9 protein-coding genes are annotated in these 11,727 nt (G+C 44.5%); all 9 read left to right on the top strand.

Translation table 11 applies throughout. The annotated features are described in order from the left end of the window. The first annotated feature begins 27 nt into the window (after positions 1-27). The 9 genes from ACWHXT_RS10980 to ACWHXT_RS10940 all read left to right on the top strand — a co-directional run bounded on the left by ACWHXT_RS10980 (position 28) and on the right by ACWHXT_RS10940 (position 11,574). Positions 28-945 carry an ABC transporter ATP-binding protein gene (locus tag ACWHXT_RS10980; protein WP_447955857.1) on the top strand — a complete coding sequence of 306 codons (918 nt, stop codon included), beginning with the start codon at positions 28-30 and terminating at the stop codon, positions 943-945. Positions 946-1,269: 324 nt separating this feature from the next. After that, positions 1,270-2,538, top strand: a complete 1,269-nt coding sequence (locus ACWHXT_RS10975; protein WP_447955856.1) for a nucleotide sugar dehydrogenase — start codon at positions 1,270-1,272, stop codon at positions 2,536-2,538. Position 2,539: 1 nt separating this feature from the next. Continuing rightward, positions 2,540-3,925 carry a glycosyltransferase family 2 protein gene (locus ACWHXT_RS10970; RefSeq protein ID WP_447955855.1) on the top strand — a complete coding sequence of 462 codons (1,386 nt, stop codon included), beginning with the start codon at positions 2,540-2,542 and terminating at the stop codon, positions 3,923-3,925. Positions 3,926-3,943: 18 nt separating this feature from the next. Beyond that, positions 3,944-4,918 carry a glycosyltransferase gene (locus ACWHXT_RS10965; protein WP_447955854.1) on the top strand — a complete coding sequence of 325 codons (975 nt, stop codon included), beginning with the start codon at positions 3,944-3,946 and terminating at the stop codon, positions 4,916-4,918. A 15-nt stretch (positions 4,919-4,933) separates the two neighbouring features. Further along, positions 4,934-6,172 (top strand): hypothetical protein, encoded by a 1,239-nt coding sequence (locus tag ACWHXT_RS10960; protein WP_447955853.1) that lies wholly within the window; start codon positions 4,934-4,936, stop codon positions 6,170-6,172. A gap of 14 nt (positions 6,173-6,186) precedes the next feature. Further along, positions 6,187-6,906: a class I SAM-dependent methyltransferase gene (locus tag ACWHXT_RS10955; protein ID WP_447955852.1), complete on the top strand. Its 720-nt coding sequence runs from the start codon at positions 6,187-6,189 to the stop codon at positions 6,904-6,906. Positions 6,907-6,999: 93 nt separating this feature from the next. Then, complete coding sequence (glmS, locus tag ACWHXT_RS10950; RefSeq protein WP_447955851.1) at positions 7,000-8,853, top strand: glutamine--fructose-6-phosphate transaminase (isomerizing); 1,854 nt, start codon at positions 7,000-7,002, stop codon at positions 8,851-8,853. 128 nt (positions 8,854-8,981) lie between these two features. Then, on the top strand, positions 8,982-10,331 hold the full coding sequence (gene glmM / locus ACWHXT_RS10945; protein ID WP_447958031.1) for a phosphoglucosamine mutase: 1,350 nt from the start codon (positions 8,982-8,984) through the stop codon (positions 10,329-10,331). Between the two features lie 76 nt (positions 10,332-10,407). Next, positions 10,408-11,574: a nucleotide sugar dehydrogenase gene (locus ACWHXT_RS10940; RefSeq protein ID WP_447958030.1), complete on the top strand. Its 1,167-nt coding sequence runs from the start codon at positions 10,408-10,410 to the stop codon at positions 11,572-11,574. Positions 11,575-11,727 lie beyond the last annotated feature (153 nt).

Genomic DNA, 11,727 nt, shown 5'->3' with positions numbered 1-11,727 from the left:
ACTCCCTTACCCTCTACCGAAAAACCAATGATCGAAATTAAAAACCTCTATAAGCGCTACCACAACCACCACGGAAGCGACTGGGTACTCAAAGATATTAACATTACGATCCCTACTGGGGTGAGTGTAGGGTTGATCGGCGCCAACGGCGCGGGTAAATCCACACTGCTGCGGCTGATTGCCGGTATGGATAAGCCCGAACGAGGCGAGGTGATACGCTATAGCCGAGTTTCCTGGCCGGTCGGGCTTTCCGGTGGTATGCAAAGCAGCATGACCGGGCGCCAAAACGTCAAATTCGTGGCGCGGGTACAGGGCAGCACGGGTACCGAAGTACAGCGCATTATCGACTTCGTCGAAGACTTCGCCGAATTAGGGGGCGCATTTGACGAGCCCATTCGTACCTACTCATCCGGTATGCGCTCGCGTATCTCCTTCGGGCTCTCCTTCGCGTTCGATTTCGATGTGTACATATCCGATGAGGCCACCGCAGTGGGCGACCGCGCCTTCAAGGATAAAGCCAAAAAACTGTTTCAATCCAAAGTGGGTGAAGCTTCGCTCATCATGGTGTCTCACTCGGAAGGCATATTGAAAGACCTGTGCAAGGCCGGGTTGTACCTCAAGGGCGGTAACGCCTACTGGTACGACGACATCGACGAGGCGATTGCCGCCTACCATGCGGATGTTGACGCAAAAAAAGCTGCAGGCGAAAGCGAATTACCCAAAGACGTAATAGGCGCCCGCCACTACCTGGCCGAGCGCCACTTGATATTAAAAGGTGCCCAGGAAACCCTGACCGAGCTGGAAGAGCAGGGCGCGCTACCCGAGCAAATCGCAGCGGCCAAACAGGAAGTCAACACGGCGGGTCAAGCCGCTCGAGAAATACGCCTACACCTTGAAGCGCTGGAAGAGAACGAGCGCCAATCCAGGAAGAAAAAACGAGCTTGATACCCAAAGCCAAAGATTATGGCTGGCTGATTTTATTCAATACCGCAAATAAATGGTAATCGTATTGAACTAATCCCAAGTACAATAGTCATAAATTCTTGCTGAATGTTACTGCCTTTGAAGGATTATACGTAATTATGAGTTAATTGAGAAAGCTTTATAAAGCAGATCAGAAGTTAAAGGTTTATATGTTTTTATGAGTGAACAATACTCAAATTAAAAATTAGGAACAAGTCGGAGGTAAGTGATGTCAGTGTAGAGCGTCAAGCCAAGCTAAAGGAATAGTTAAATAGCAACCCATTTTAAACGCTTTGAGTGAACGAAATGAAAGATACGAAAATCGCAGTTATTGGCTTGGGTTATGTAGGGCTTCCGCTGGCAATCGAGTTCGGAAAGCAGTACTCCACAATCGGTTTTGATATTAAATCGCATCGTATAAAGGAACTGAAAGAAGGAACTGATAGTACGCGCGAAGTAACGACCGACGACCTGAAATTAGCACCGCAACTAACCTTTACAAGCGTAGAAGACGACATACGCGATGCCAATGTCTATATCGTGACGGTACCTACTCCCATTGATGATCACCGCCAGCCGGATTTAACCCCGCTAGTGAAAGCTTCCGAGCTTCTGGGCCGGGTGATCAGTAAAGGCGATGTGGTTATCTATGAATCCACCGTTTACCCCGGCGCAACAGAAGAAGACTGCATTCCCGTGGTAGAGCAGGTATCCGGGCTTGTATTCAACCAGGATTTTTACGCAGGCTATAGCCCCGAACGTATTAATCCGGGCGATAAGGAACGGCCGGTTTCAAAAATAATGAAAGTAACCTCGGGCTCAACACCGGAAATTGCCGAGTTCGTCGATCAGCTCTATAAGAGCATCATTACGGCAGGCACTTTCAAAGCCAGTAGCATCAAGGTTGCTGAAGCATCCAAGATTATCGAGAACACTCAGCGTGATGTAAACATTGCTTTAATCAATGAACTCTCGATGATTTTCAGCCACTTGGGCATCGATACCAATGATGTTATAGAAGCGGCTGCGACCAAGTGGAATTTCATCAAACTCAATCCCGGGTTGGTAGGCGGCCACTGTATTGGTGTAGACCCTTACTACCTGGTGCATAAATCAATGTCGGTAGGTCATATTCCCGACATCATCCGTAAAGCGCGTGAAATCAATGATGGCATGGCACGTTTTGTCGCATCCAAATTAATCAAAGCCATGATCCAAAAAGGCCAGTTGATTAAAGGTGCAAAAGTACTAGTTATGGGCATGACTTTTAAAGAGAATTGCCCGGATATTCGTAACACCAAGGTAATTGACTTAGTTAACGAACTTAAAGCTTACAGCATGGATGTCGATATCTATGATCCTTGGGTGGACTCGTTGGAAGCCGCACACGAATACGGAGTCGATATGGTGCCAGAGCTTAAAAAAGGCGAGTATGATGCTGTGATAGTTGCAGTAGCCCATCGAGAATTTAAAGAACTAGGGGATGATATTTATAAGCTGGGTAAAAAAATTACTACATACCTTGATATGAAAAATGTGCTGGGCAATGAAGGCAAGGGTGAAGTGAGGCTCTAATATGAACAATGGAATGTTCAATAACTTAGAAAGTAAGTATGTTGAAATGGTTAACAATTCAGAACTCTTCGATCCGGATTGGTATGTCGCTAAGTATCCAGATGTCAATATGTCCGGATTAGAGCCCCTTTACCATTTTTTAAAGTATGGTACAGTCCTAAGTCGAGATCCAGGCCCCAACTTTTCTTCATCTTTTTATTATGACGTAAAAGGGTGGGTTCAGCGGCAGGGGATGAATCCTCTTTTACATTTTCTAACGCGTAACAAACCTAATCTGCCTAAACCAGATAATGTACTCTGGGCTGCAAATAAAGTTGCTGAAAAGGGGAACTTTGACTTAGCTGTTAACACTGCGAAGCAGAATTTACCTGAAGATTTATATTATACAATTAATTTAGTTGAAGCGAACAGAAGTATAATTGAAGGCAATGAAGAAGCGTGGTTGAGTGCTTTCAATACTTATCTTAGTCACTTCGATATTGCACCTTTGAGATTTAAAAATAAATCTAACGAAAATATTTTAGCAAAATTCTATTGCGATGAATTTGATAGTATAAATGATGGCCCTACTATAACTATAATTATGCCTGCATGGAACTCAGAAGATACAATTTTATATGCAGCTAATTCTATTTTGAATCAGTCTTGGAAAAATATAGAATTAATTATTGTGGATGATTGTAGTACGGATAACACATGGTCCATTCTGGAATCAATAAGATCTAGTGATAGCCGAGTTAAAATATTAAAAAACAAAGTAAATGTTGGTCCTTATGTATCTAAAAATATAGGTCTAACTCATGCTAAAGGTGCTTATGTTACAGGACATGACGCTGATGATTGGGCTCATCCGCAAAGGTTAGAAAAGCATTATCAGTTAATAAATGAAAATAATTTTCCGAGAGCAAGTCTTACTTATATGGTGAGAATAAAACCTAACGGTTACTTTGGCCATATAGGTAAAATTTCTGGTTTTTCTTTTGATGGTGCAGCACGTAAAGCATCAATTTCTTGCATGTTTGAAATAGACTTTATTAAAAATACTTTAGGATATTGGGACTCAATTAGGTTCGGAGCTGACAGTGAAATGATTGCTCGTGCTGAAAATCTACTTGGTAGTGAGTTTAAAAGCTTTAAACAAATTGGAATGATTTGCCTGGATTTAGAAACAAGTTTAACTAATCATCCTTCACACGGCATTCGATCTAATAACGGTGGCTTGTCTGATTCAAGAAAAGCTTATCGTAATTCATGGTTAGATTGGCATGCAACTCAGTTGTCTATTGATAATGCTTATTTGGATTTTCCCTTAAATGATAGTAGGCGTTATGTAACGCATGATGAAATGCATGTCCCGTACGCTGATGCTATTAAAAATATAAATTGATTATTATTAGAGATTGACATGGAAAGAAATATTTTTTTTATTACACGGTTTTCGGTTATAACTAGCACTAAGAGTGGAAGTAGGTCTGCTTTGTCTTCTGATACAATTCAGGAGTATAGAGATAGGTTGATGGACGTTTCTTTATTAAAAGATAGACTAAAAGTTTTTGAAGAGCTGACGCTTAAATCCTTATTGGCACAAGTAAAGGTCAATGCTAAAGTTTCATTGATTATTTTAACATCCGATCAACTTCCAGAGCTTATAAGAGAGTCATTATCAAAAATCCTTATTGCTTTCTCCACTCGTAGTGGATGGAGTTATGAATTATGTTTTATCAAGTCTGGTTTACTACCTGTAAATAACTCTTTGGTAGTAGAAAAAAATATAGACTCAGCTATAACTAGGGTAGTCAAAGAAAAAGTAAAAAATGAAAGTTCTTTCGTTACTGTTCGTTTAGACGATGATGATGTTTTGTCTTCAAACTATTTGCCTTTGATTTATGAGAAAGTTAAACCAGATTTTGCTGGTTATATAGTGACTTTTCCAAGTGGGTTTCAAGCAATTTATGATAAGAAAGAAAAGGCTTATAAGAGTTTAAAATATCTTAATTATCCAAAAATTGCTCTTGGTCTTGCCCATGTAAATTTTAGAAAAAGCACATCTGACTTCTATGATAAAAGAAATCATGTATATGCTTTAGGAAATCATACATCTTTAGATGTTGAAAACGTACTGATATCTGATTCAAGAGAGAAAGTTTATATTCGTACTATAACTGGTGTGAATGATTCTGGAAATGTTCCATTTCATACATATTTACCAGATGTTTTCCTTGACGATCCCTGCATTAAAAACTTCCCCGACTTTATTAATGATAAAATGCTCAATAACGAAGGGTTTAATGAAATGACTGTTTCTGATAGGCATAAGCATATGATAAAAAGCTCAAAGGATTATGCTGTTGTTCGCCTGAATAAAAGCCAAAAAAGATAAAAAGAGTAACCTTTTATGAAAGTAGATTCTAATCTTTTGGAATTAGTGTTAGATAAAATTTTTTCCTCTGGTGTTCATGGCTTTGGTAGTGATGATGCATTAAAAATTCTTACAGATTATAAAGACTCTGAGTATATATTAATTTCTTTTTCTGGTGCAGTCACAGATAGGGCTAATAAATCTCCACCTTTTTTCTCTTTTGAAAATTTAGCAAAGCAATTAGGAGTTTCTTTAATTGCCTTTTCAGATCCTACAGTCGATCGCGACATTAATTGTTCGCTAGCTTGGTATATAGGTAATGATGAATTCCCTGGGTTACATTTCTTGATTGCAAAAATCTGCGATTCCATTATTGAGAGGACTGGTAAAAAGTTGATTTTAACCGGTGGTAGTGGTGGGGGGTTTGCCGCACTAAGTATTCATCAGCTAATGCATGATAAAGATAATTCGACTGCTTTTGTTTGGAATCCTCAAAGTGATATAATTAATTATAGTCTAGGCCATGTGGGGCGTTTTTTAAATCAAGCATATACAACTGTTAATGAAAAGTGGGGTAGAGATAAAGAACGTTTAGTGAATTTTTTAAAAGAAAAAGAAATTAGATATAAGTTTTTAAGAGAGAATGAAAAAAGAACTGTTATTTATATGGACGGTTATGATAGCCCTCATTTAAGGCTTCATTTAAAAGAGTATTTGCATGGTGAAGGAATTGATAAAAAAATCAATAATGGTTTGCTGTTTAATAATATTTTTATTTTTTTCGGAAGCTGGGGAGTTGGTCATACACCTCCAAGAAAAGAGTTAATTTTGCAAGCGTTAGAAAATATAATAAATAATAAACCTCTTGATGCTTTCGATATACTATATGATGAGGCATCAAATAGAATCCCATTGCTTGATTTGAAAGCCCATAAAGTGACTTTGTCTGAAAGTATGAAGGTATATTTCAAGCTAGTTGAAAATATGCTGTACTGCCACATTAACTTAGCTAGCATGTTTGTTGGTTATAGCTTATCTTTACATTTTTTCTTAAATGAAGACGGTATAGAAAAGAAAATAGGTAATTCGGGTTTTGTTTCTAAAACTGTAAGTGAAGATTTTTTTATTCGGATTGAAAATTTTGATGCTGAGAAAATCAAAAATATGTACATAAGAGTTCATGTTTTTGATTTCTTTGATAGCAAGTTTTCTATTAAGATACCGTTATTAGGTCGTGTTGAAAAAGCCAGTTTGATAAATATAAACTTAAATTGAAATAAAGGTGTTATATGAGCGCCAATGATGCTGAGAACCTATCTGATCTTTTTGATACTAATATCGAAAAAATAATTAAAGCAAACGCTGATAAATTAGATAAGGTCTATAGTCAAATTGAAAGCCTTTTTTGGCTCCAAAAAAAAATGAAAATTCAAGGCTCGCTTCCCCCGCTAAGAGGGTGGGCAGCATCTCCAGACGTTCTGTTAAAGCTGCATACATATATCATTAAAAGTAAGCCTAAACTAATAGTTGAATTTGGTAGTGGAGCATCTACTATAGTTATAGCAGATGCTTTACGTCAAAATGGCTTTGGCCTTTTGGTATCTATTGAGCATTCAGTTGATTTTGGTAAGGATACATTAAGTTTGTTGAATTATGAGTTTCTAGATCCCTGGGTCGATTTTCGTATTGGTGAACTTGAATCTTGGAATAGTTACCATATGAATGTTCGGGAAAAGGAGAAGCCTTCAAAATGGTATCCTGAAAGTGTTCTTAGTAATATTGAAGGTGTGGATCTAATCTTGGTAGATGGCCCCCCGGCATCTACATGTCAGTTCGCTCGTTACCCTGCTTTGCCAACTCTATTTGAAAAACTATCTGATAATGCACAAATCTGGATGGACGATACTGCGCGTCGCGATGAGAAAGCTGTTTGCCAACGTTGGGCTGATGATTATGAGTTTGATCTAAAGTTTTTTTCATTAGAGAAGGGTCTTGGTATTCTAAGTTAATGCTGATTATAAATATTTATAGCTATTTACTAGAGAATGTTGATTTTCTAATGTTTTAGTTGTTATTAATTTAATTTTCACGAAGGAGTGCTTATGTGCGGAATTGTAGGCGCGGTTAGCGCAAGGGAATGTACTAAATTCTTGCTCTCAGGGTTATCGACCCTGGAGTATCGCGGTTATGATTCGGCAGGTTTGGCCTTATTGCCTGTTAGTGGCGCCAATGGCTTGCAGCGTGCCCGTGCTAAAGGGCGCGTGGCAGAGTTATCGGCCAAGGTAGCTGATGAAGGTATACAGGGTAACGTAGGTATCGCCCATACCCGCTGGGCTACCCACGGCGTACCGGCTGAACGCAATGCCCACCCGCATATCTCCGAAGGGCTAGCGGTAGTTCATAACGGCATTATCGAAAACTACGAAGCCTTACGTGAGCAGCTTCAGAGTCTGGGGTACGAATTTACCTCCGATACGGACACGGAAACTATTGCCCACCTGATACAGGCCTGCTTCAAGGGTGAAATTGGCGAGCCAGCGGAAAACCTGCTTTCTGCCGTACAGTGCGCCGTGGCGCACCTAGAAGGCGCGTTTGCCTTGGCTGTCATTAGTGAAGAGGAACCGGATTGCCTGGTAGTGGCCCGTGAAGGCTCGCCCTTGATGCTGGGCATTGCTGAAGATGGCCACTACGCTGCATCGGATGCTTCGGCTTTGCTTTCGGTTACCCAGCGCATGATGTACCTGGAAAATGGCGATGTGGCGCGGTTGAGCCGTGACGCCGTAGTCGTCACGAATGCAGAAGGTCAAGTCGTCGAACGCGAGGTGATTACTTCGCAGCTTAGTGCCAATGCCGTGGAGCTGGGTGAGTTCGAACATTTCATGCAAAAAGAGATCTTCGAGCAGCCCCAAGCACTCGGCAATACTCTGGAAATGATCAGCGGGGCCGGGCAGCTCCAGCCCGGTATCTTCGGGGCCGAGGCCGCGAAGGTGTTCGAGCAGGTTGACGCCGTACTTATTCTGGCCTGCGGTACGTCCAGCTACGCGGGTATGGCGGCCAAGTACTGGATCGAGCAGGTGGCGGGCCTACCCTGCAATGTAGAGATTGCCAGTGAGTACCGCTACCGCGTAAGCGTTGCCAACCCGAACCAACTGGTCGTGGTCATTTCACAATCCGGTGAAACAGCGGATACCCTGGCGGCCTTACAGTACGCGAAGTCATTGGGCCATACGCATACGTTGGCCATTTGCAATGTACCCGAGTCGGCTATCGTGCGCGAGACGGCACTTCGCTTCATCACCCGCGCGGGTCCGGAAATCGGGGTCGCCTCCACGAAGGCGTTTACTACTCAGTTGAGTGCTCTTTTTCTGCTAACGCTTTTGTTGGCCAAAGCTAATCAACGCTTGGATGAAGGCAGCGAAAAGAGCTACCTGGATGAGTTGCGCCACCTCCCCATCGCGGTCGATAAAGTACTTTCGCTCGAACCCGCTATTAAAGATTGGGCTCGGCACTTTGCCGATAAACACCATGCGCTTTTTTTAGGCCGGGGCCGCCATTATCCCATCGCCCTGGAAGGTGCGCTCAAGCTCAAGGAAATTTCCTATATCCATGCCGAAGCGTACCCCGCGGGTGAACTCAAGCACGGGCCGCTGGCACTGGTCGATGCAGATATGCCGGTAGTGGTGGTAGCACCCAATGATGAACTTTTGGAAAAATTAAAGGCCAATATGCAGGAAGTCAGCGCTCGCGGTGGGCAGCTATATGTATTTGCGGATGGCGATAGCGCAGTGACGTCTTCCGAAGGCGTGAACGTACTGCAAATGCCAGAGCATTATGGTCTGCTTTCTCCTGTACTGCATGTGGTAGCACTTCAGTTGCTTTCCTATCACGTGGCCTTGGTGAAGGGGACCGATGTAGACAAACCGCGCAATCTCGCCAAGAGCGTAACGGTGGAGTAGTAAGGCGCGTAAAGCGAGCTGATATTGAAAAGCATACATGTTTTCAGCGCGCTTTATTGGCGCGCTTTTTGTTTGAAAAATGCTGTTTAAAGAACGACTTATTGCGTACATGGGAAAGGTATAAAGGAATGCGAAAGTTTTTTGGCACGGATGGCGTGCGCGGCCGAGTAGGCGAATTCCCGATGACACCGGCCTTTGCAATGAAGCTGGGGTGGGCGGCAGGGCAGGTTTTAGGGGCCGAAGGCACAAGGGAAGTACTCATTGGTAAGGACACCCGAGCCAGCGGTTATATGTTGGAGTCCGCCCTGGAAGCCGGGTTTTCCGCCGCCGGAGTCAATGTAGCGCTGGTCGGGCCGCTGCCCACGCCTGGCGTAGCTTATTTAACTTCTACCTTTCGTATGGATGCAGGTGTAGTAATCAGCGCCTCACATAACCCTTTTTACGATAACGGCATCAAAATATTTGCCCAGGGCGGCCGCAAATTGACCGACGCTCAAGAGCAGGAAATCGAGCGTTGGCTACAGGTCGCTATTGAAGGCGGCATGACGTGCGTGGAATCCGATAAACTGGGCAAGGCGCGCCGTATCGATGATGCAGCGGGCCGCTATACTGAATACTGTAAAGCCAACTTGCCCGGGGCCTTGAGCCTGAATGGTTTGAAAATCGTGGTGGATTGCGCTAATGGGGCTGCCTACAAAGTAGCCCCCGCTGTGTACCGTGAGCTGGGCGCAGAGCTGATCAGCATTCACGATAAGCCCAACGGCGTGAACATCAATGCCAACTGTGGTGCTACTTCGATGCAAAGTCTTCGAGCCGCGGTGTTGGAAAACGAAGCGGACATGGGCATTGCGCTGGACGGTGATGCTGACCGACTGATGATGGTGGACCACACCGGCACGGTGGTAGATGGCGACGAGCTTTTATACCTGTTAGCGAAAGACGCTAAAGCGACAGGTTACACTGGCGGCGTAGTAGGTACCCAGATGAGCAACCTGGGGCTCGAGCACGCACTGAATGCTTTGGGCATACCCTTTAAGCGTGCCAAAGTAGGCGACCGCTACGTGATGGAGCAGCTAAAGGAAACTGGCTGGCGGCTAGGGGGTGAAGGCTCCGGGCATCTTTTAAGCCTGGACCACGCTTCTACCGGCGACGCGGTAATCGCTTCGCTACGTGTGCTTACCTGTCTGTTGCAACAGCAAACGAACCTGTTCGAAGCCAAGCAAGGTATGCACAAGCTGCCACAAACGCTTATTAACGTGCGCTTCAAACCGGGTGGCGAGGTGAGCCCGCTCGAGTCGCAAAAGGTCAAGCAGGTAGTGGCAGAGGTCGAAAGCAAGCTGGGCGTTAATGGCCGCGTATTGCTGCGCAAATCTGGCACCGAGCCGCTTATTCGTGTGATGGTGGAGGCAACGAACGCCCACACCGCTGAAACGGCCGCAATGGATATCGCGAATGTGATTCGCGAGTCGGTAGGCTAGCCTGTTCTGATCCGTTACTATTCAAACGCTTAAATTTAATGGATGTATCGAAAGAGCGCTTATCAGGATGTCCAATTTGAAAATTGCGGTTGCAGGTACTGGCTATGTAGGCCTCTCTAATGCGGTGCTTTTAGCCCAGCATCAAGAAGTGGTGGCGGTCGATTTAGTGGCCGAAAAGGTCGAGTTGATCAACGCTCGGCAATCGCCGATCGAAGATGCTGAAATCGAAGCGTTCTTCCGTGATAAAACGCTGAACCTCAAGGCGACGCTGGACAAGGAGTCGGCCTATGCCAACGCTGATTATGTCATCATTGCCACGCCAACCAACTACGACGCCGTTACCAACTATTTCGATACCTCTAGCGTTGAATCGGTCATTCAGGATGTCATGCGTATCAATCCTAATGCGGTCATGGTCATCAAGTCCACCGTGCCGGTGGGGTATACCACCGAGGCCAAAGAGCGCTTCGGTACTCACAATCTTATTTTCTCCCCAGAGTTTTTGCGCGAAGGTAAGGCGCTTTACGACAACCTGCACCCATCGCGTATCGTGGTAGGCGAGCGCTCTGAACGCGCCGAACGCTTCGCGGGGCTGTTGAAGGCGGGCGCAGTCAAGCAGGCTATTCCCACGCTGTTTGTCGATAGCACCGAAGCCGAGGCAATCAAGCTATTCGCCAATACCTACCTTGCGATGCGCGTAGCCTTCTTCAACGAGCTCGATACCTACGCTGAAACCCACGGGCTGGATACCAGGCAAATTATCGAAGGTGTAGGGCTCGACCCGCGCATCGGCGCACACTACCGCAACCCCAGTTTTGGCTATGGGGGGTACTGCCTACCCAAGGATACCAAGCAGCTCTTGGCCAACTATGAAAATGTGCCCAATAACCTGATCGGTGCTATCGTTGAAGCCAATCGTACGCGCAAGGATTTCATCGCGCAGTCGGTGCTCAAACGTAACCCTCGTGTGGTGGGTGTTTACCGGCTCATCATGAAATCCGGTTCGGACAACTTCCGTACTAGTGCCATGCAGGGGGTGATGAAGCGCATCAAGGCGAAAGGGGTTGAAGTAGTAGTGTATGAGCCTGTGCTGGAAGAAGACCACTTCTTTAATTCTGAAGTCATCAGGGACCTGGGCGTCTTCAAGCAGCGTTGCGATGTCATCATCGCCAACCGGTTGGTCGACGAGATCAGTGATGTTCGCGAGAAGGTATATACTCGAGATCTGTTTGGCTCTGATTGAGTGGCTTACGAATAAGCTAAATAACAAACTTTTAAAATAAAACGATTTGGGAAGTAGCTGAGTCAAAGAGCTTAATGTATGAGCACGGTAAGAGGTATTATGATGAAGTGCCACGTTAAGTTAACTGGGGAAGCTGTTAAACGATAAAGGCCT

This window comes from Vreelandella halophytica (assembly GCF_968193635.1).
This window is presented reverse-complemented; position numbering and strand designations above follow the sequence as displayed.